The organism is Photorhabdus hindustanensis (assembly GCF_002968995.1).
Taxonomy (GTDB): Bacteria; Pseudomonadota; Gammaproteobacteria; order Enterobacterales; family Enterobacteriaceae; genus Photorhabdus; species Photorhabdus akhurstii.
Genome location: NZ_PUWT01000051.1, coordinates 14,631 through 36,208, shown reverse-complemented (window position 1 = coordinate 36,208; position 21,578 = coordinate 14,631). Strand labels below are relative to the sequence as shown.

Below are 21,578 nucleotides of genomic sequence, written 5' to 3'. Positions count from 1 at the left end.
AAAGAACCGTCAGTATGCCGCCGCTGGTCAGTTCAGTGCCGCTGGTCAGTTCAGTGCCATTCTGAGTCACTGATTCGGTGGATTCACTGCCGTTTTCCCGATAAGTGTGATTTTGCACTGATTCGAAGCGCATATTGCCACCGGAGGAAAGTATGACGTCACCACCCGAAGTCAATTTAGAACCTGCTGTGGTGATAGCGCCATTTGCCGCGATTGTTAGTTTCTTATCACCCCGGATTTGAGCCGTAATGTGTCGGTCATCTTTGTTATTATAATCTGCTTTGTTAATTGCAGAATAAGCAAGGGAAGGTAATGTAATATTGCTTCCAGCGGATAATAATGTGTTTCCGTTTGCCAGTATCTGAACGGCTTTCCCATTAATGTCACCACCACTAATGATGCTGATATTATTTTTTGCCGTGATTTTGCTGCTGAGTGCTGCTGACTCTTTGGATAAAAATAAATAACCTATATATCCTAGTTCAGGGGAGCTCAGATCAATATGTTTGGCTGCGCTTAAATAAACATCTTTCCCGGCAAACATATCTGAGCCTTTGGCAGAAAGATTATTTCCAGCATTAATTGTCAACGATTCGGAAGCATTCAAAATTCCTGCTATAGGCAAATCTTTATCTCTCAGCGTTGATTTCGCAAAAATATAGGTATTTGGATGGTTCTCGATTGTAATATCATTGTTTGCCGTCAGAGATATATTCTTGCTTGGTTGTAAATAGACATTTTGTACAATAAGGTTTTTACCCGAGTTGATAGTTAAATTACCTGTAGCACTTAATTGATTGGATGCAGGATTCTCACCCGTTTTATATTGATCCCAAATATGACCTGATTGATCACCATTATGAAATTCAATATCCCCATTACGACTGATGGCGGTCACATTTTTTCCTATTATATTGTTTCGCCGGAGATTGATATTATTGACAGCAGCCATAGATAAACTATTTTGTGACAGAAGTATTGAATTGTTGAGGGTGATATCGCTTTCGGAAACAATATTTAAATCGTTAGCTGCTTTGATTTTATCCTTGAGGGTTATTTTTCCAGCATGTAATAAGATATTTTTAGCTGACAGTATTTCTGGCAGTTTTTCACTATTGACTGGATAATTGAATAAACTTAAATCAGTAGGGCCATTGTAAGGATAGGAGGTATCAATATTAATACTGTCACTAAAGTCGGCGGTAAGATTACCTTTTGCTATTATACTTGCTCGTTCGGCAACAAGTTTGTCTTTCCTGATATCATATTTCACTTCACCGTTAGGTAAGATATGATAGTTTTTATCATCCCATTGATGATATGTTTCAATGTCTGCAAAAATACTGCTAGAAGAGAGTTGATAGATACCCGTTGGGATATTAAGTGAATCAGTTATGGATACATAAGTGTCCTTAGGAAAATATTCAAAGAGATTAAGAATTCCTGATGTGTCCTCAGATATTCTGCCTATATTTGAAAAATTTTTGCCTGTCAAAAATATATCTTTTCTGGCTTCAATTTTGCTCAATGGCTGATTTGATAATATATCACTGTTAACATAAATATTTCCTCCAGCCATGAGGACACTGGGTTGCATGCTTTTAACATAATATTCAAACTTATGTTGTGCTTTGAGGATGTTGAAGTTTTTATCTGTCGGGCTTGGTGCTGTTTCTCTTCTTTTAAAATAATAGATACTACGGACATTATTCAGCTCCTTTGTCCTGACAACCAAATCCCCATTCACAGTTTTTATCGTCGCAGATCTATTCTCGACTAACTTCCCTTTATTCCCCTGAGCATCTTTCTGTAACCACATATTATTGTTGGCTTGTAGTAACGCTTTATTGCCGCTATTACGCACAGTATCGCCAAATATTCTCATATCCCGGGCCGCAGTCACGCTGCCTTTATTATCCAGTGTGGTATTTTCTAGGATAATATCCCGTCCCGCTTGTACTTTAATATTGGGCGCAATATGTGTTTCTTTGCCAACAATATTCAGGTCTGTTTTAGCGTTAATATTTCCCAATTCAATTTTGCCATTGGCATTTAAAGTAATATCACGCTGGTTACTGGTTAACTCTTTTAAATTCACGCCAACGCCATCTTCAGTGGCAACCAGTCGGATTTTATTGGCGTACATGCCGCCTAACGCTTTGGTGTCAATGGCTAATTGAGGTTTAGTGCCTTCTCCAGCGATAGGTTTAACTGTGCCATCTTTTAAGCTGATTCGGTTAGCGCCTTGCGTCAGAGACAGGTTATTGGCCTGAATTTTTCCATTTAATTCCGTTGCCCGGCTGATAATATCGACATAATCCGTTGTCTTGCCGTCTAACCCTTTGCCGCCAATGGTAATTTGGCCTTTTTTAACCTCCAATGCTGCCAACGCGCCCTGTTTATCAAATTGGGGTTTACCCGTGGTCAGCGTTGCGCTCGAAGTATTAATAAAACCACAGCCATCACAAGTAATGCCGTTGGGATTAGCAATCATCACATTGGCTTTATTGCCGAAAATCTCCAATTGGCCTTGCAGATGAGATCGTCCGCTGCCGGTCACTTCATTAATAATCAGTTCCGCCGCTTTTCCGTGCAAATTAGGGTTAGCGTTAAGTTGTCCTGCCAGTTGTGATTTAGCCGCTTGCGTGGCGTTATTGAGAACGGCGCCTTGAGTGGCGACATTGAACTCTTTATAGGTGTTGTGGGATATTCCCGCATTATTCGGCGTGGCAATATTGACAACCGGGATATTGCCTTGGTTTTGTACCTGAGTATGGTTATTGTCCGGGGTTATTCCTGCGGCAATCGCCGGGTGTAGCGGCTGGATTGCCGTCAGGTAAATTAAAAGATAACTCGTGACTCTCGCCACCGAGTTGTCGCGTTTATTCATCGCATTTTTCCTTTTTCTTAATTTAAGTGTTACAAAGTGAGTGATACTGACCAATAAGTAGCCCAGTGATCTGGTTTTAGGTGATCAGGGTGAATGAGGGGTTTCCCAATAGTGATAGTCTGGTTGAATCTCGGGCGAGTCAGTGATAAGCCCAGAGCCGCACCGGTGACATTGCCGCCCTCGATTTGTCCGGTTTTCTTCTGTAACCAGCCGGTATCCAGCGCTCCGGTTAAAGCGAGTTCCCCCAGAATAGGAAGCTCTGATACCCGCCAGTTCAGCTCGTTGCGCCAATATCCGCCGCGGTTGCCGGTGAGATATTGCTCTTTGAATCCCCGAACGGAATATTGCCCGCCCAGCGAGAGACGTTCGCTGGCGTAAAGGTTGTCTGGCGTGGTCTGGCCGTAAATCGATGAGAGGTAATAAACGGAGTCTGTGACCGGCATGAAATAGCTGGCGCTCAGACTGAATTTGCGAAATTGACTACGTGGCGCATCTGGAAAACGTGGATCATCTTTGGTGGCGCCAAATGCTTGTAAACCGTGGCTCACTGTCGGGTTAAAAGTGACATAGCTCCCCGCCAGCACGGTGCTGTAATTAACGCCAAGATTGATGATGCTCAGTGTCGGGCTGCTGATGGATAATGTTTCTTCTGCCAGTAAATTGGTGGTCCGACGGCGTGTCAGCCCCATATCCAATGCCAGTTTCTGTTTTCCATCACGATATAGCGTCCGGTTTACTGCCAGCCGGTGAGTCTGGCTGTCACCTGTGTAGCGATAGGTTTGTGAACCCGTCGGGATATTTTGAAAAGAATCATTCCATGCATATTGATAACTGAATAACCAGTAACCATAAGGAACCGTCACATTGGTGGAGAGGCTGCGGCTTTGATGGCTATTGCGGAAGTCACTGTTGTGGCTGGCAGATAATGACCACTGGTCTGCAAGGTGTAATGGATTATCCAGATTCACGCTGGTATTGATTTGCCCGACGCCGGTACTTTTTTGACCACTATTATCCGCTCCCAAACTGGCACTAATGGGTAAGCGAATCGATGTTCGTTTTAAAATAACTGCGGAATAACCCGATTGTTTTCCCGGCTGAATATCAATGGTCACTTGTTGAGACGGCAGGCGATTTAAACGCTCCATGCCTTGTTCAATATCTCGCAGGTTAAGCGTTTTACCCACTATGCTCGGAAAAGCCATTTTCAACGAGAGAGGTGTTTCACCGTCCAAACTGACTGATTCAACTTTGCCTTCATTGACCGTAATAATAAGAACGCCGGAGGATAAATCCTGTGCTCTGAGTTCGGCCCGGGAAGTGACATAACCCCGTTCAATATAGGCATGAGTGGTTTTTCGCACCAATGCATTAATGTCCTGCAAAGATAAGCAGTGGGATAAATAAGGGTGGGTTAAGTGCTCTTTGACTGATCGAGGCAGGCTTTTTGCGCCGTCAAATTCAATCCGGTGAATGGTGTGGCAGATAGATTCTGCTGTACTCGGCGCCACATCGGGTAATGGAGATAAGGTGATGCTGTTGCGCAGCGTTTCCCGTTGCTGCTGGGCTTGTTGCAGCAATGCTTTTTGTTGTTGCGTGATCGCTTCTTGAGCCGCAGGGTTGATCGGTGTTGAAGCATGGGCTAGTTCAGAGATTGCTAGCAGCATAAGCCCTGTTAGGCTTCGGTGATAAAGAAAACGGCTTCCCATAGATAATCTTGATAGTTTAATAATAACATAATTAAACTATTCTAATGTGGTATTATTTTCTTGTCTGGAAGAGATAGTATAAAATGTGATCTAGATCGGTTATTTAATCCTGCTAATGGGGAATCTGATATATTAAATTCCGAAAAGTGGCGACAGGGATGGAGATATCATCTCCTTACTCCAACCCGAGTTCTTTTAACTTCCGTGTAATAGTATTGCGTTTCCGACCTGACAATCGTGCAGTATCAGCGCGAGCATTATCCGACAGCCAAAGTGATCTCTTATGACGACACATCTCTGGCCTTTGCTGCGCTACGTAACGGTAATGTACAAGCCATCACGCAGGATGTGCTAAATTAGTCGGCCTGTTGGCTAATAGCGTATGAAGAGTTGAAAGCCTGTTAAGATCAGGCTTTCAATTTGCAGAGAAAACTACTGATATTTTTCCGGTGACACAAAACCTACACAGACTATTGTTGGCTTAGTTTCAGGTTCGGGCTGGAAAAGGAATTCTTCCGTGCTATTTATTCTTAATTTTGACCAGTCTTGCAAAACACTGTGAAAATCTTCTTGCTCGCAGGTTTTTCCCTTTGCGCCTACCAGAATAGCGCCGTCACGTGCAATATCGCTTTCCTTAACATGGCGGTTGTAGATATTCGGCGCCTGTTCTTCCAGCGTCCAAGGTTGGATCGTTTCTGGCTGACTTGGTGCGTAGACAGTCAGCCACTGATGCAAGTATTCGCCTCCGACATAATGGAGCGGAGTTGGATAGAGTTGATGCCAGCGTTGTTCCAGTTGCCGGGAAAAGTCTTTGATGCCTTCGAATTTATGGCCCGCGCCGCGAATATTGGTTGCCATAATCAACACATATCCCATCGCAATCAATATTGCGACGATAATCAGCCCTCTCAGAGTATTGCGTAATGATTTCTGTGGAAAACGGGTAATTGAACCCACCAACAGCGCTGATGAAACAGACATAAAGGGATGCAGCCATTCTGTCATTCTTCCCCCTTTATTGAATGAGAACCAGCAGTAGATAATCAGTAATGGCAACAGAATAACAATGTTTACCAGTCGGTTCGGTTGTTCCTTCGGCCAGCTAATACGGCCGCCAAGCTGATAAATAATAATGCCAACGATAATCAGTGGATAAAATACTGATAATAGCGATCGGGTGGTATGTAGATTAAATCCGCTATCTATTTGTGAATCTACCCATTTGAATGCGGCAAAATCATTGTGCCACAACCACCAGAAGTTAGGCAGGACCAGCATAAACCAGATAACCAAGGCGATATAAAGCGCGGGTTGGCGGTAACATTGGCGAACTTTAGGTACAAATAGCGTCAACAGAAAAACCGAGCCAACCAATGCCAATGTGGAATATTTTCCCATTGTCGCCAGCCCGGAACTGAGAGCAAATGCCAGCCACCAACGTGGATTGTCATACACGGCTCGCAGAAAGAACAACATAATCCACGGCCAGAGCATAATTAGCAGATAATTATCGTTATATGGGATGATATCGAAGTTAATAATACCGGACAGGTTCAATGTCAGCATAGCGAGCCATGCCAGCTCTTTTTTCCCTGTCAGCCGAAATGCCAGATGCCATACACCGAGCATACCAATCGCGATAGCAATAAAGTGAATGAAATACCAGTAAAAACTCAATGAAACACCGCTTATATGGATAGCAGGCAGCATCATTACACCAACTAACCACGGATTTTTAGGTGAACCCCATTCGCCGTTTTTCCCCCAATTCAATGCTTCGACGGCATCATAAGGCACGGTTGGATCGAATGAATAACTCACTATCATCCATAACAAAGCATAACTAACTACCCACAAGTAAACGGATTTATAACAAGAAGTATCAAAAATAGGCATATCGATTGATCATTTATTGAAGGTTAAGATTAATAGGATATTCGTTGGTGATTAAACCATGCATGAATGATAAGAGATTTTGGCTATATTTTTTTAAAGATAAAGAGCTATTCGCGGCGCTTTTCTATACGTGCGGTTTCTGTTAGATTCCGGCGCAGCAATACCCTGATAAACCAAATTGAGTAACAGGCTATGAACTCGTTAAAGAAAAAAGCACCAGCCAAAGCATCTGCTGGTAAACAGAAAAGAAAAAGTCGCGAAGAATTAAATGCGGAAGGGCGTGCACGTAAGCGTGAGAAAAAACATCGTGGCAATTCGCCCGGTAATCGCTATCAGGAGCAAAGTGGTGATAAACATCAGTCAGGTAAGCAGCAACGTGATCCACGTCTTGGCAGTAAAGTACCTGTTCCGTTGATTGTTGGGGAACAACCGACAAAACCTGTCGTTGCTAATAAAGTTGAGACAAAACCACATTTGTCGCCACAGCAAGAATTAGCCATGTTGGAAAATGACGATCGTCTGGATGCATTGCTGGAGCGTCTGGAAAATGGCGAAAGTCTGTCTAAAGAAGAGCATGATTATGTTGATACCACGCTAGATCGAATTGACGCTCTGATGGAAGAGTTAGGAATTCAACTGGATGAGGAAGAAAACGAAGAAGAGCGGCAGGATGACATTATGCAACTGCTGAAAGGTAAATAATTTAATCTCCATGATCAAAGGCGGATTAATCCTAATAACCATACTAATAGTATGTTATTTGCTATGGTTATTGGGTAAACTATGGCGATTATCGCGGCGTAAAACCCGGCTGCGCAGCGTCACAACAGCGCAACATATTAAGCATATGAAAGCGTTACGTTTTGGTGGGCAAAAACATCGGAAGGAATAAGCATGTCTGAGCAAGCCATCGTTTGGGATCTGCCTTTGATCCAAAAATACAATTATTCCGGTCCCCGTTACACTTCATATCCGACGGCATTGGAATTCAATCAACAGTATGATAATGCGGCATTTATCCAGGCTGCTACCCGTTACCCTGAACGACCGCTTTCTCTCTACCTCCATATCCCGTTTTGCCATAAGCTCTGTTATTTCTGCGGTTGCAATAAATTGGTCACCCGTCAAAAGCATAAAGCGGATGAATATTTGCAATGGCTTGAACGGGAAATTCATGATCGGGCGAAGTTGTTTTCTGATCGTAAAGTGAGTCAGATGCATTGGGGCGGTGGTACGCCAACTTATCTTAATAAAAACCAAATCAGTAAATTGACGGGATTGTTGCGCCACCATTTTGATTTTCTGCCCGATGCTGAAATTTCTATTGAAATTGATCCGCGTGAAATTGAACTGGATATGATTGATCACCTGCGCGGTGAAGGTTTTAACCGTCTGAGTATGGGGGTGCAGGATTTCAATAAAGAAGTACAGCGTCTGGTGAATCGTGAACAGAATGAAGAGTTTATCTTTGCTTTGGTTGCCCGTGCTCGCGAAACGGGTTTTCATTCCACCAGCATTGATCTGATCTATGGTTTGCCGAAACAGACGCCAGAAAGTTTTGCTTTCACTCTGGAGCGAGTATTAGCGTTATCACCGGACAGAATGAGTATTTTCAATTATGCTCATTTGCCGAATTTATTTGCCGCTCAACGTAAAATTAAGGAACATGATTTACCGAGTGCTGAGCAAAAGCTGGATATATTGCAAGAAACAATCGCAACGCTGACAAACAATGGCTATCAGTTTATCGGCATGGACCATTTTGCTCGCCCGGATGACGAACTGGCGGTAGCTCAGCGAGAAGGGAAATTACATCGCAATTTTCAGGGTTATACCACTCAGGAAGAGTGTGACCTGCTGGGTTTAGGTGTTTCTGCTATCAGTATGTTGGGCGATAGCTATTGCCAAAATCAAAAAGAGTTAAAAACCTATTATGCGGAATTAGAAAAACAGGGGCATGCCTTATGGCGTGGTTTAACGCTGTCCCAAGATGATTGTATTCGCCGTGATGTGATTAAAGCGCTAATTTGTCATTTCCGTCTAAATTTTGCCGATATTGAGCAGCAATATGGGCTGAGTTTTACCCGCTATTTCGCGGAAGATTTGCAACTATTAACGCCATTGGTTGAAGATGGACTGGTTGAAGTGAATGGGAAACAGATTTGGGTAACGCCACGAGGTCGGTTACTGATTCGTAATATCTGTATGTGTTTTGATATTTATTTGCGCCAACAGGTTCGCCAGCGTCAGTTTTCAAGGGTGATTTGATTGTTCAGTGGTGTGTTTGAATAGATTGACTCACTAAAAGTCCGCTAAATTCTGCGGACTTTTAGTAATGATATTAATTAGTTCTGTAGTCTACTATTAAATCTAGCAATACTATTGAGAACATCTTGACGATATTTCCTATATTCAGTTTGATTTGAAATATAATCCATTTTATAAGGTGACAACTCTTCGTATTCCAAATGTTCCATCAATAACGGGGACGCTATTGATTGCAATTTATCCCATTTCTCTCTTGCTTGATTTAGAAAGCTATGCTCATTATAAGTCTCCGTTATCAGCACGGGTTCTGGTGTGGTTTTAACTTTTCCCGCGTCAGTTTTTTGCGTAACTGTTGTTCGGGATTTTACTAATTTCCACATGTCACCTGGTGTGCTCTTTCCCTTAAATACTTGATATTCAGATTCGGTAATTTTTTCAGACTGATATTCAGCAATCATTTGTGACTGATCGACTTTTCCGTAAACAAGCCCTTCTTGAGAACCTTTAGCAAAGTTAATCGCAGGGTGTTTATTAGGGTTAAGGTTTATTTCACTTTGCGATGAAGTCGCTTGTTCCCGAAGCATTCTTATCTGATCAGCTTTATTAGTGAGATCAAAGGAACGGTTATGTTTTCCTACTCGAAATTTGACAACTCTACCGCTACCACCCGCAGCAGCCCAGCTTGCTGCAACTTTTAAAGAGCGGCTATAGGAAATCCAACTGGATTTAACTTTTGCTCCTGTTCCCGCTCTAACGTGAGCATAAGCAGAAATTTCTGGATTTGCGCCTTCTGGGGGACGAAGCCCATGTGTAAAGGGTTGCTCATCAGGTCTCAGTGCACGATAGCCAATACTGCTATCTTCACTTTCTGATTCTCCTTCTGAATCGGGATGGCGCTTTCTGGTCCGTGAGGGAGCTAAACCATCATTGTCGTATAAAGTAATAGGATTATTTCTTACCATCCGGTATAAATTTAGCCCATCTATTGTTCCAGCTGGATCGGCGCTTAGCCATCTTCCTACCCACGGTTGGTAATATCGGTAACCATAGTAATACAATCCTGTTGCATCTCGTTCTCTGCCTGAATACCGAATAGTTTTATAGCTGGCTTCTATCTGACTTCTAGCTGCCCACAGAGCTGTGCCGCCGAATGGATAATACTCTTCCTGACTGATAATTTGTCCTTTATCATCTAGTTCAAGTTGGTTGGATCCGATGAGATTATCGTAGCTGTAACGTACCTGATTGTTGTTGATCGCTGTTGTTGGCGGCTTGGTTTGCCAATGCAATACCCGTACTTGCGCTCGACCCGTTTTACCTACAGTAATAACCTGTAAATCTTCAGTTGTTTTATTGGCGATATTAGTTGTGTGTAGCTCTAATCCTGGCAGATAAGTTACCCGTTGTATTTGAGTGCTTTTACCCGTCTGTTGTTCACTGACTTTTAATAATCGCATTCCATCATTACTATAGCGATACCATTCTCGGTCATGATGGAAACTATTACTTCGTGTCACAAATGTAACTTGTTGTAACTCTCCTCGGGTATTCCAGTTTAAATACTCTCCGGGTATCAATGTATTTTGATGGCCACCTGTGTCAAATCGCATATCTACTTGCATTGGATCATCAGCCAGAGCACGCAGTACCGCATGGTTATTGCGATTTGAAACCGTTATCTCCGTGGTGTAGTTATTTTGAGTGATCGGTGAACTGTGGCGGATTTGTATCAGATTACCACCGCGGTCATAGTTATAAGTGCGGGTATAGTTGGTATATGTGCTGTTATCTTTCGGAAGAGGAATGATCGGTGAGGGAATCTGGTTGTCCTGCTGGCCGATATTAGCCATCTCGCGTCCTGTTGCACTGACGAGTTGATACAGGGAATCATAAGTATAGATATTCTCCGGTACCACTTTCTGATTGCGCCAGAAGCGAGTGACTTCTGCATCATTACGGATATTAATGACATTGCCCACGGGATCATATTCATAGCGTATATCCTGCAATATTCTGGCATCTGACGGGCGACGGCAGGTGATGCCGACCAGCCGTTGGGTTTCTGGTTCATAAGTGTATTCGGTGATAACGCCGTTACCATGTTCTTCACGCAGTTTTTGTCCGGCGGCTGACCAAGTTAGGGATTTGACAATCACCTGTTCACTTTGGCCTGCCACGGTTAGCCAACTGTCTTTCAATTGCCCGGCAACATCATAGGTCAGACGTTGGATATTCCCTTTGGCATCGGTTTGGGTTAGTAGAGTTCCGGTGGCATCAAAGGTACTTTGTGTAGTGTAAATATCACTATCTAGACTGCTATGGTCGGGAATTTCATTATCATCCTTCCAGTCTACTGTTCGACTATCGGCTAGCAATTGACGAGATTGTGATAAAACAGCTCCCATAAGCGACAGGTTTTTCAGTTGGACTAGCCCTGCGGTGTCATAGTGATACACACACTGTCCAGCGAGGTTATTATCTTTTTCTGCTTGTGTACCCCGCGACCAAACAAGGCGCTCCGTCACGAGTGAGGTAGTTTCTGCTGGTGCGTGTTCGGAAACCAACAGTAGTCGACCAGGTAGGGAAGGATTTTCATATTGCCGGGTTTGTATCACTCCAGTTGCCATTATCGTCAGTACTGGACGGCCTTCAACATCACTCAAGGTGACAGTATAGCCGGCATCAGCGCTTTCTGTTCGCAGGAGATTACCGGTCAAATCATATTGCCAGACAAAATTGGGCTTTACTGAGTTGTCGTCCTGCATGATGGCGTACAGGCGTGGATCAGTACTTTGGTTCAAATGTCCACGCATATCATACTGATGGCGGATAATACGGATATCTGTATTACCACCGGCAACAGTACGATGAAAACCGATGTCACGGACGGTCAGGCCACGGTTATCATGAACGCTGACGGTAGGGGTATGTTGATAAAGTTTGGGATCAATGTCTTTCATAACTCGCCTTTTGGTTGTATTGGATAATCTCTTCAGGCAGTTTTATCTGCGTTAAGTTGGATAAGCGTCTTGGCGTATTATTCAGACAGCGGTAATCAGTTCTATGCTATCAATATGCCAGCCTACCCATTTAATAATATACCTTGAGTATTAACTTAGGGTTAATAGAAACTGAAAGTCATCTTTCACTTTTATGCAGATCAATTGGTAAAATGTTAAATCATTTTTCACCATCAGATAATCTCTATGAGTATTTAATGTGGAATACATCAATATTCTGGTCATAGTTTATAGATGAATTACCTAGACCTAATTTGGCATTTACTTTCTTAGAGCATGGTTTTAAATAAAAGTTTTTTAACCATATTAAAAAGAGATTTATTTTACATTTGAGATATCCTGTTTTACGTTTGCCAAAATTGATCATACTCGCTTTTATTCTTTACTGATGCTGTTTTACTGGCAATCCTGAGTGGTTTTAATAAGTCACAACCCTTTATCTTATCTTTATAAATCAATCAGTAAGTCACTTGATAATGTAAAGATACCCTTTTATGTTTTTGCGGATAATCCCTTTTTTCAGGGCCTAAATCCTGAAAAATTAACTGTTTTAACTGTTTTCTTATTGTATTATTTTTATGGTTGGTTTCGTAAAATAATGGAGAGGTAGCATTTAAATATCAGTTTTATCTTATGATATTATTTTTTTTACTGATTTCTTTTCAACCTTTGTTAACGGTTAATGGACTGCGGTTAAATACAATTAACTGTCATTTTGAAAAATTATACTTATGTTAAATCAGAATCTTAAATAAAAGTTTTAATCTCTCTATATTCACGTTTTCAGATGGTTATAGCAGGCTAGGTAAATGTAACATTAACTGAGGTATAATCTCCGATAAATGCATTAAACATAGCAGTGAATAGGTGGTTTTTAGTCACTATGTACCTTTTAAGAATTTGACATTAATGGGGGGTATGTTTTTTTATCCTTAGCGGGTTAATCATCGAAAAAAAAAACAGCTTGTGATCGCCAAAAAAGGAAAAACAGTCAAAAGAAAAAGTGAACCCTGTTAAAAAGATAGTAAACCTGTAAAGAGATTATCATTCCGAGGGTTTTCTTGCTTTTTAGTTAAAAACTCACTTAATGAATGATTTTTTTAAACCGTTTTCGTGAATCTAATGGTTTTTTCCGTTTCCTGAACCGTATTTAAACTTTCCGATTTTCATTAATATTGAATATTACATCAGATTTATTTTTTTAGAAAAATCAATCTGATGTATTATATTTCAGGCTTTTGGTGAGTACGCAATAAGCTAAAACAACAATAACCGGCCAAATAAGTATAAGGACCGAAACCCATAATGACCAATGCCATACATTTACCACCAAAACTAAGCTACATATAAAAATAGCAATAATAAGAGGCAAAAACTTAACAAGTAGACAAAAAACGTAAAGAGATGCTATAACAGCGGCCACTTTGGCTGGAATCTCCCACAATCCAAAGTAATCACGGAAAACATAAAAATTGATCGACAATACTTGCATCATCCCAACGAAAAGAGAGTAAAACAAAATAATCGCAAAAATAATCCGGCACCACTTCATCATCTTAAACCAACCTTATAATTACTAGTCTGAATATAAATCACAACAGAGGTTGTGATTTTTTTAAATTAAGTTTTTGCTCACTTAATGAGGCAATAACAGTAGCTTGAAATATTGCGTATTTCTTTGAGTATTTTTTATTGTGCGATACAGACACACAAAACACCTCCATATTCGGTCAGAGTTAAATCGCTACATACTCCTTGCTTTGGTTGTGTGTCCTACATTCTCAATTAGGTATATCAGGATTTCTGAGGTTACTGAGTTTCCCCTTATCAAGAAGCGCTATTTTTTCAGATACGCTCTGTTCATTTGGACAAAATTGTCGTTTTCAATTGGAGGGTGATAGATACTGCTCAATCTTGCCTTTTGTCGATTCTATTATCTCGATTGATCGTAAATTAATCACGTTTGATACCGGTTTTATCAGATATAATACAGCCAGTCAATCGGTTATAACGATCCTTGTTCTATATCGAGGGTTTTACTGCTTGAATCTCAGCACTGGCTTTGTTAATCAATTTGGAGATTTTGCTAATGTCATCTTTCTGTTCCGGCAGCATTACCCGTGCTGGGAATAACAGTGACAGCGGTTTTGGATGGGATGATTTTCTTGTCTGAATAGATAATATAAAATGTGATCGAGATCGGTTATTTAATCCTGCTAATGGGGAATTTAATATATTAAATTCCACAAAATGGTTATAGGGTTGGAGATATTATCTCCTTATTCCAACCCGAGTTCTTTTAACTTCCGTGTAATAGTATTGCGTCCCCAACCTAGCAATCGTGCAGCATCTTGTTTATGGCCTTTGGTATGCTTAAGTGCGCAATCAAGTAAGGTACGCTCCAATAACGGTAATGCTTCAGATAGCAGATCCTGTTGACCATTTTCCAAAGCACTTGTTGCCCACTGGGCAAGTAGCTGCGACCAGTTTTCCGATATTGTATTTGTAGGTGTAGATGTTGTATTTGTGGGTACGGTATTTACAGATGTTGTCGTACCAGTTTTGGTATGGTGGGGTTCAAATAATTCAGGCGGCAAATCTTGTACCAGCACCTCTTGGCTTGCTGCCATCACAGTCAGCCAACGGCAGATATTTTCCAACTGGCGAACATTGCCCGGCCAGGGTAAACGCATTAAGGCCATTTCTGCGTCAGGATGGAGAATTTTTGTTTCTACGCCTAGCTCTTTGGCCGTCTGTTGCAGGAAATGGCGAGTCAGGCGAGGGATATCTTCCACTCTGTCACGTAAGGGGGGTAATTGCATACGAATAACGTTGAGGCGGTGGTAGAGATCTTCACGGAATTTGCCTTTCTGTACTAAACGTTCCAGATCCTGATGGGTTGCTGCGATAATCCGTACGTCCACTTTCACAGGAGCATAGCCGCCAATCCGGTAGAACTGGCCTTCCGCTAATACCCGTAATAGACGGGTTTGAATATCCAGAGGCATGTCGCCAATTTCATCAAGAAACAGTGAGCCATGATTGGCTTGTTCAAACCGGCCATGACGTACCTGATTAGCGCCGGTAAAAGCCCCTTTCTCATGACCAAACAGCTCTGACTCAATCAAATCTTTAGGAATGGCTGCCATGTTAAGGGCAATAAATGGCTTATTAGCCCGTGGGCTATGACGATGCAGCGCATGGGCCACCAGCTCTTTCCCTGTACCGGATTCGCCATTAATCAAGACGCTGATAGAGGAACGGGAGAGGCGGCCGATAATGCGGTAAACATCCTGCATGGCAGGCGCTTCGCCTATCATGTCTGAAACCGAGGTGATGATCTGTGGACTTTTAATTGATTGATTCTGATCGCGAGAGTGGCTAAGCGCTCGTTCCAGCAAGGCAACGGCTTCGTCAATATCAAAGGGTTTTGGTAAATAATCAAAAGCCCCTTGTTGATAAGCACTAACCGCGGCATCCAGATCAGAATGGGCGGTCATAATGATGACCGGCAGTAACGGATTGCTCTGTTTGATATTATTCAGCAGGTTTAGTCCATTCATCCCCGGCATACGGATATCCGAAATCAGTACATCAGGAGTGTTTTGGGCCAGTGCGGTCAGTGCGCTGTCAGCGTCTGCAAAACTGGTACATTCCATCCCCGCGTTACTTAACGCCCGCTCCAGTACCCAGCGGATTGAACTGTCATCATCGACGATCCAGATTTTTCCCTGTTGCATCGTTATCCTCTATTTCTTAATGGGTAAGTAGATAGAAAATTCTGTGTGCCCCGGCCAACTGGTAAATTCTATTTTGCCGGAATGTTGGTCTATTAAATTGCGAGCAATGGATAGGCCAAGACCTGTTCCACCTTCATGGGCGCTGACCATTGGGTAAAACAAGGTGTCCTGAATTTGTGGCGGGATACCTGGCCCGTTGTCTTCCACGTCAATTCTGGCAGCCAGACGATAGCGCTTACCATGCAAGGTAATTTGAAAAGCAGTACGAGTGCGGAGGGTAATGGTCCCTCCCTGTTTTCCTAGCGCTTGCAAGGCATTACGGGTGATATTCAGTAGCACCTGTTCAATTTGATCAGGGTAGTGGGCCAGTTCTGGCAAACTGGGATCGTAATCTTTTACCAGTGTGACGTTATCCGGCATTTCCAGTGAGACTAACTGAGACACCCGTTCAGCGACATAATGAATGCTCTGCTTAATTCGTTCACCCGGATGCTGTGGGCCAAGTAATCTGTCTACCAGATGGCGCAATCGGTCGGCTTGTTCAATAATCACTTGGGTGTATTCCTGCAAAGCAGGGTCAGGCAGTGCTTTTGACAGTAATTGCGCGGCTCCCCTCAATCCACCAAGGGGGTTTTTGATTTCGTGCGCCAGCCCCCGAACCAATTCCCGTGCGGCTATCTGCTGAGCTTGTTGTACCTGCTCTTGGCTTAACCGGCGTTGACTGTCCATAGGCGCCAGTTCCAGCAAGATGAACTGCTCGGAAATCGGTTGGGCACTGAGCGACATAATGTGAAAGCGGTTATCAACCACTAACGTTACTTCGTTATCAGTAAAACTCTGGCCGCTGACCAGACTAGAGCGCATCAATTCTGTATTCAGTGAGAAATAACTAAACAGTACCGGAAGAGGTGTACCGAATAGTTTACGGGCACTCTGAGCAAATAATTGTAGTGCTGCATGGTTGGCATAACGGATGACGAGATCCGTATCCAGTACCAATACACTGTTAATGAGTGAATTTAATATTTGCCCGCTGTCGGGCAGATTTTCCGTTTTCATCCACACTCCTGCACCTTTTTGGTGCACTTTATCATGTTCGAGCGTAAAACCCAGTCAAAGCCTGAAATTTAAATAGCAGGAAAAGGGCCCATCCGAAGATGGGCTAAAGGTTTCACGGCAACAAAAAATGATCAGCGGAAACGGCGCTGCTAATTACACACTGTAATAGAGTTCAAATTCCAGTGGATGCGGTGTCAGACGGACACGTTCTATTTCACTGTTTTTCAAGTCAATATAAGCATCAATGGCGTCATCGGTGAATACACCGCCACGGGTCAAGAATTCACGATCGGCATCCAATGCCGCCAATGCGTCCTCTAGAGAAGAAGCGACAGTAGGGATCTCTTTGGCTTCTTCCGGTGGCAGGTCATACAGGTTTTTATCCATCGCATCGCCCGGATGGATTTTGTTGATGATGCCGTCAAGGCCAGCCATCAACTGAGCGGCGAATGCCAGATAAGGGTTAGCCGCCGGATCAGGGAAACGTATTTCAATACGGCGAGCTTTAGTGCTGGCAACAACGGGAATACGGATGGACGCAGAACGGTTACGGGCGGAGTAGGCCAGCATAACCGGTGCTTCATAGCCCGGAACCAGACGTTTATAAGAGTTGGTTGTCGGGTTGGTAAACGCGTTCAGTGCACGGGCATGTTTGATAATACCGCCAATGTAGAACAACGCTAGTTCGGACAGACCGCCGTATTTGTCACCGGCAAACAAGTTAGTGCCGTTTTTGGACAGAGACATATGGCAGTGCATACCCGAGCCATTATCGCCAACCAGAGGTTTTGGCATAAAGGTTGCTGTTTTGCCGAAATTGTGCGCGACATTATGTACGACGTATTTGTAAATCTGGGTTTCGTCAGCTTTTTTGGTCATGGTGTTAAAGCGAGTCGCGATTTCATTTTGACCTGCTGTTCCCACTTCATGATGGTGAGCTTCCACAACTAACCCCATCTCTTCCATTGTCAGGCACATCGCTGAACGTAAATCCTGAGAAGAATCAACGGGAGGCAGCGGAGCATAACCGCCTTTTACCGCAGGCCGATGGCCTTTGTTGCCGCCTTCGTACTGCGTCCCGGAATTCCATGCAGCTTCGATATCATCGATGTGATAGTAAGAATGGGACATGGCACTGCCGAAGCGCACGTCATCAAACAGGAAAAATTCAGGTTCTGGCCCGCACAGGACAGTATCTGCAATGCCGCTTGAACGCAGGAAGTTTTCAGCACGTTTGGAGATGGAACGGGGATCGCGGTCATAGCCTTGCATAGTGCCTGGTTCCAGAATGTCACAACGTAAAATAAGTGTGGCATCGTCAAAGAAGGGATCAAGCATGGCGGTGCTGGTATCTGGCATTAGCACCATGTCGGATTCGTTAATCCCTTTCCAACCGCTAATTGAAGATCCGTCAAACATTTTACCATCTTCAAAGAAGTCTGCATTAACCTGATGAGCAGGGATGGTCATATGTTGTTCTTTGCCTTTGGTATCAGTGAAACGCAGATCGATAAACTTCACCTGATGCTCTTCAATCATGGTTAAAACATGTTCAACGGACATACTCGGTTTCTCCTGGTTTGTGTTGGTCTTGATAAAATTGTCGTGATTAAGACTAAAAGAAAACACAATCACATCGTTTTACCTTAACAAGGCTATTTATACGTTTGCAATCACGAAAAACGTTTGCGAAAAGCATGCCAACTTTTTAACACCTTGCAATATACTGTATCGTGGGTATCCCGGTGATGGGATACCGGAATATTTGGGAAAATTGCACTGTATTGGTGCAACCATATAACTGAGACGCACAATATTAGTGCGTTTATGTCAAAAATGCGTCTATTTATGGGCGTGAAAGGGATCACAATTTCATTGTTATCAAGTTGTTAAGCATAGATTATTGTGATCCTGTTTAGTCCTTCGACCAATGTGTGTACAATAGCGCGCCATTTCTATAAATGCCTGAGGCAAAGTTTGTGATCGAAAAATTGCGTAATATCGCCATTATCGCGCACGTTGACCACGGTAAAACGACCCTGGTTGACAAGCTGCTGCAACAATCCGGTACTTTCGGTGACCGTGCGACAGCGACAGAGCGTGTGATGGATTCCAATGATTTGGAGAAAGAGCGTGGAATTACTATCCTCGCAAAAAATACCGCCATTAAATGGAATGACTACCGTATTAATATCGTAGACACTCCGGGACATGCCGATTTCGGCGGTGAAGTAGAACGTGTTATGTCTATGGTCGACAGCGTATTATTGCTGGTCGATGCTATGGACGGGCCAATGCCTCAGACCCGTTTTGTGACACAGAAAGCGTTCGCTCATGGTTTGAAACCGATTGTGGTCATTAACAAAGTTGACCGTCCTGGCGCCCGCCCTGATTGGGTTGTGGATCAGGTGTTTGACCTGTTTGTTAACCTGGGCGCCACTGATGAACAACTGGATTTCCCTATTATCTATGCATCGGCATTGATGGGAATTGCCGGTATTGATCATGAAGATATGGCGGAAGATATGACGCCGTTGTATCAGGCGATTGTCGATCATGTAGAGCCGCCGAAAGTTGACCTGAATGGCGCATTCCAGATGCAGATTTCTCAGCTTGACTATAATAACTATGTTGGTGTTATCGGCATTGGTCGTATCAAGCGCGGTACTGTTAAGCCAAACCAGAACGTCACGATTATTGATGGCGAGGGTAAAACCCGGAACGGTAAAATCGGTAAGGTACTGGGCCACTTAGGGCTGGAGCGTATCGAGAGTGAGCAAGCGGAAGCGGGCGATATCGTTGCGATTACCGGTCTGGGTGAGCTGAATATTTCCGATACGCTGTGTGATACGAATGCTGTTGAAGCACTGCCGCCGCTGGCGGTTGATGAGCCAACGGTGAGCATGTATTTCTGTGTTAACACCTCTCCTTTCTGTGGCCGTGAAGGCAAATATGTCACCTCACGCCAAATCCTTGAGCGTTTGAAGAAAGAGTTGGTTCACAATGTCGCCCTACGTGTTGAAGAGACAGAAGATCCGGATGCATTCCGTGTTTCTGGCCGTGGTGAATTGCACTTATCTGTTCTGATTGAGAACATGCGCCGTGAAGGTTTTGAACTGGCGGTATCCCGTCCGAAAGTTATCTTCCGTGAGATCGATGGGCGCAAGCAAGAACCCTTCGAGCAGGTGACGCTGGATATTGAAGAGCAGCATCAGGGAGATGTGATGCAAGCGTTGGGTGAGCGTAAAGCGGATCTGCGCGATATGCTGCCAGACGGTAAAGGCCGTGTGCGCCTTGATTATGTTATTCCAAGCCGTGGTCTGATTGGCTTCCGTACTGAGTTCCTGACGATGACCTCTGGTACCGGTCTGCTGTATGCAACATTCAGCCACTATGATGATATTCGTGCGGGTGAAATCGGTCGCCGTCAGAACGGTGTGATGATTTCCAATGGTCAAGGTAAAGCGGTTGCTTATGCACTTTACAGCTTACAGGATCGCGGTAAATTGTTCCTTGGTCATGGTGCGGAAGTGTATGAAGGCCAGGTTATTGGTATTCATTCTCGTTCTAATGACCTGACAGTTAACTGTCTGACAGGTAAGAAACTGACTAACGTCCGTGCATCTGGTACTGACGAAGCGACAACCTTGTCTCCACATATTAAGAAAACCCTGGAGCAGGCTCTGGAGTTTATTGATGATGACGAGCTGGTGGAAGTGACTCCTGTGTCTATTCGCCTGCGTAAACGCCATCTGACGGAAAATGAACGCCGTCGTGCGTATCGCAGTAAAGAAGCATAATCTTTCCTGTAATACCCATGCTTAGGGCGCCGATGGCGCCCTGAGTTTTTTTAACAAACGAATTATTTACCGAGCAATTGATAGAACGTTGGGTTGTCATCACACTGCCCACCGCCACACTCCAAAATGGTGGAGATTAAATTTGCGGTAATTAATATGACAAATAATCCGATAATAATCTGACCGATAACAGACGTTTTTTGCTTTGCTTCGGTTGTTTTTTCCAGGCTTTTCAATATCAGCATGACGGATATGCCGATAATCGCGATAACTGAGCAAATAAGGGCCCAAGTATAGAAATGTATACCAAAAAAGGCGGAACCATAACCGAGATCACCGGGTGTGATATGTAAAAACACTTGTCGGATCGCAATAATGCCAGTCACGATACAGCCGAGAAGTGACAAGGCATAATGCGCGCTTTTAATACCAAAACGCAGATTAAACAGGAAACCAAACCCTATCATGATCATACCCGCTCGCTGTAGCAGACATAATGGACAAGGGAGTTCTGAAAGGGCCAATTGATAATAGAAGGCAAGGGTTAGAACAGCACTGATAGCAAATAACCCAATGAGGTTAAATATCATGCCGACGCTTATCTGTTGTTTTGTTGCTAATACCTGATTCATCAGATTGTCTCCCGTTAAAAAGATAGATTTAACGAATCAGTTGCATGATGGATAAACCAAGCTACAGTCGTCACTAAAAGAAGGCCCCACAGGGTATAACTCGTTTTATACTTTCCGTATAGGGTGGTGATAACCGCAAATAATGCGAGTAAAAAAGGTAAAAACATATACATTGTTGATTCTCCTGTTTTCTAAAAACATTCAAGACTTTTCCCTGTAGTTTAGGGTAGGGAATTCATCGAACTCAGTTTAGGATCGTTTACTTCGATACAAGCGATCAATTATCCAAAGGCAAGTTGTCCATTAAAAGAAACGCTTTAGCGCCATTAATGGGAGTCGCTCTCTTTGGTATCGCATTTGAAAACGTACAAACCTACATTTATTAAAGCATGGTATTCGAATGGTGTATAATTTAACCCACTATTCGTAGTGTGCTGCTAATAACAATTGTAGTCAATCTTGTTTATGTCTGCCACCATTCAGAAGGATCTGCGTGATTATCATTTGGCGAGAGTTTCAATGAGTTGTTTTTTATTTAATAGTTAAGCAGGAAACGATTAGAAA

At 43.2% G+C, this 21,578-nt stretch carries 12 protein-coding genes and 1 pseudogene; 4 read left to right on the top strand and 9 right to left on the bottom strand.

Annotated features, from left to right (window positions below):
• On the bottom strand, positions 1 to 2,890 hold a 2,890-nt coding region (locus tag C6H66_RS17655), incomplete at its 3' end, for a two-partner secretion domain-containing protein (protein ID WP_146111065.1).
• Positions 2,891 to 2,919: 29 nt separating this feature from the next.
• Positions 2,920 to 4,557 (bottom strand): ShlB/FhaC/HecB family hemolysin secretion/activation protein, encoded by a 1,638-nt coding sequence (locus tag C6H66_RS17650; protein ID WP_248000719.1) that lies wholly within the window; start codon positions 4,555 to 4,557, stop codon positions 2,920 to 2,922.
• A 291-nt stretch (positions 4,558 to 4,848) separates the two neighbouring features.
• Between C6H66_RS17650 and C6H66_RS27300 the strand changes: the two are divergent.
• Positions 4,849 to 4,976: pseudogene (locus C6H66_RS27300) on the top strand (amino acid ABC transporter substrate-binding protein); the annotation flags it as partial.
• A gap of 55 nt (positions 4,977 to 5,031) precedes the next feature.
• Here the strand turns inward: C6H66_RS27300 and C6H66_RS17645 are convergent.
• Positions 5,032 to 6,495, bottom strand: a complete 1,464-nt coding sequence (locus tag C6H66_RS17645; RefSeq protein ID WP_105396265.1) for an ArnT family glycosyltransferase — start codon at positions 6,493 to 6,495, stop codon at positions 5,032 to 5,034.
• Between the two features lie 192 nt (positions 6,496 to 6,687).
• On the opposite strand from C6H66_RS17645, the gene yihI reads away from it, so the two are divergent.
• Together yihI and hemN are read left to right on the top strand one after the other, a co-directional pair.
• On the top strand, positions 6,688 to 7,197 hold the full coding sequence (gene yihI, locus C6H66_RS17640) for a Der GTPase-activating protein YihI (RefSeq protein WP_105396264.1): 510 nt from the start codon (positions 6,688 to 6,690) through the stop codon (positions 7,195 to 7,197).
• A 192-nt stretch (positions 7,198 to 7,389) separates the two neighbouring features.
• The gene (hemN, locus tag C6H66_RS17630) at positions 7,390 to 8,763 is read left to right on the top strand and encodes an oxygen-independent coproporphyrinogen III oxidase (protein WP_105396262.1); all 1,374 of its coding nucleotides are present in this window, start codon (positions 7,390 to 7,392) and stop codon (positions 8,761 to 8,763) included.
• Positions 8,764 to 8,840: 77 nt separating this feature from the next.
• On the opposite strand, the gene C6H66_RS17625 is transcribed toward hemN, so the two are convergent.
• The 4 genes from C6H66_RS17625 to glnA form a co-directional block, all read right to left on the bottom strand.
• Positions 8,841 to 11,723 carry an RHS repeat protein gene (locus C6H66_RS17625; protein WP_105396261.1) on the bottom strand — a complete coding sequence of 961 codons (2,883 nt, stop codon included), beginning with the start codon at positions 11,721 to 11,723 and terminating at the stop codon, positions 8,841 to 8,843.
• Positions 11,724 to 14,062: 2,339 nt separating this feature from the next.
• Positions 14,063 to 15,523 (bottom strand): nitrogen regulation protein NR(I), encoded by a 1,461-nt coding sequence (gene glnG, locus C6H66_RS17610; protein WP_105396260.1) that lies wholly within the window; start codon positions 15,521 to 15,523, stop codon positions 14,063 to 14,065.
• Between the two features lie 9 nt (positions 15,524 to 15,532).
• Positions 15,533 to 16,582, bottom strand: a complete 1,050-nt coding sequence (gene glnL, locus C6H66_RS17605) for a nitrogen regulation protein NR(II) (protein ID WP_046396383.1) — start codon at positions 16,580 to 16,582, stop codon at positions 15,533 to 15,535.
• Positions 16,583 to 16,735: 153 nt separating this feature from the next.
• Positions 16,736 to 18,145, bottom strand: a complete 1,410-nt coding sequence (gene glnA, locus C6H66_RS17600; RefSeq protein ID WP_046396382.1) for a glutamate--ammonia ligase — start codon at positions 18,143 to 18,145, stop codon at positions 16,736 to 16,738.
• Positions 18,146 to 18,543: 398 nt separating this feature from the next.
• Between glnA and typA the strand changes: the two genes are divergently transcribed.
• On the top strand, positions 18,544 to 20,382 hold the full coding sequence (typA, locus tag C6H66_RS17595) for a ribosome-dependent GTPase TypA (protein ID WP_040151299.1): 1,839 nt from the start codon (positions 18,544 to 18,546) through the stop codon (positions 20,380 to 20,382).
• Between the two features lie 62 nt (positions 20,383 to 20,444).
• Here the strand turns inward: typA and C6H66_RS17590 are convergent, their stop codons facing one another.
• A complete protein-coding gene (locus tag C6H66_RS17590) occupies positions 20,445 to 21,014 on the bottom strand; it encodes a disulfide bond formation protein B (RefSeq protein ID WP_046397796.1) in 570 nt (189 codons plus the stop codon).
• A gap of 14 nt (positions 21,015 to 21,028) precedes the next feature.
• Positions 21,029 to 21,181: a DUF5993 family protein gene (locus C6H66_RS26390; protein ID WP_036768332.1), complete on the bottom strand. Its 153-nt coding sequence runs from the start codon at positions 21,179 to 21,181 to the stop codon at positions 21,029 to 21,031.
• Positions 21,182 to 21,578: the final 397 nt, after the last annotated feature.

Coding starts and splice junctions, on each gene's coding strand:
- C6H66_RS17625 (WP_105396261.1), bottom strand. CDS start 11,723: ATGAAAGACATTGATCCCAAACTTTATCAACATACCCCTACCGTCAGC.
- hemN (WP_105396262.1), top strand. CDS start 7,390: ATGTCTGAGCAAGCCATCGTTTGGGATCTGCCTTTGATCCAAAAATAC.
- C6H66_RS17590 (WP_046397796.1), bottom strand. CDS start 21,014: ATGAATCAGGTATTAGCAACAAAACAACAGATAAGCGTCGGCATGATA.
- typA (WP_040151299.1), top strand. CDS start 18,544: ATGCCTGAGGCAAAGTTTGTGATCGAAAAATTGCGTAATATCGCCATT.
- glnG (WP_105396260.1), bottom strand. CDS start 15,523: ATGCAACAGGGAAAAATCTGGATCGTCGATGATGACAGTTCAATCCGC.
- C6H66_RS17650 (WP_248000719.1), bottom strand. CDS start 4,557: ATGCTGCTAGCAATCTCTGAACTAGCCCATGCTTCAACACCGATCAAC.
- C6H66_RS17645 (WP_105396265.1), bottom strand. CDS start 6,495: ATGCCTATTTTTGATACTTCTTGTTATAAATCCGTTTACTTGTGGGTA.
- glnL (WP_046396383.1), bottom strand. CDS start 16,582: ATGAAAACGGAAAATCTGCCCGACAGCGGGCAAATATTAAATTCACTC.
- C6H66_RS26390 (WP_036768332.1), bottom strand. CDS start 21,181: ATGTTTTTACCTTTTTTACTCGCATTATTTGCGGTTATCACCACCCTA.
- yihI (WP_105396264.1), top strand. CDS start 6,688: ATGAACTCGTTAAAGAAAAAAGCACCAGCCAAAGCATCTGCTGGTAAA.
- glnA (WP_046396382.1), bottom strand. CDS start 18,145: ATGTCCGTTGAACATGTTTTAACCATGATTGAAGAGCATCAGGTGAAG.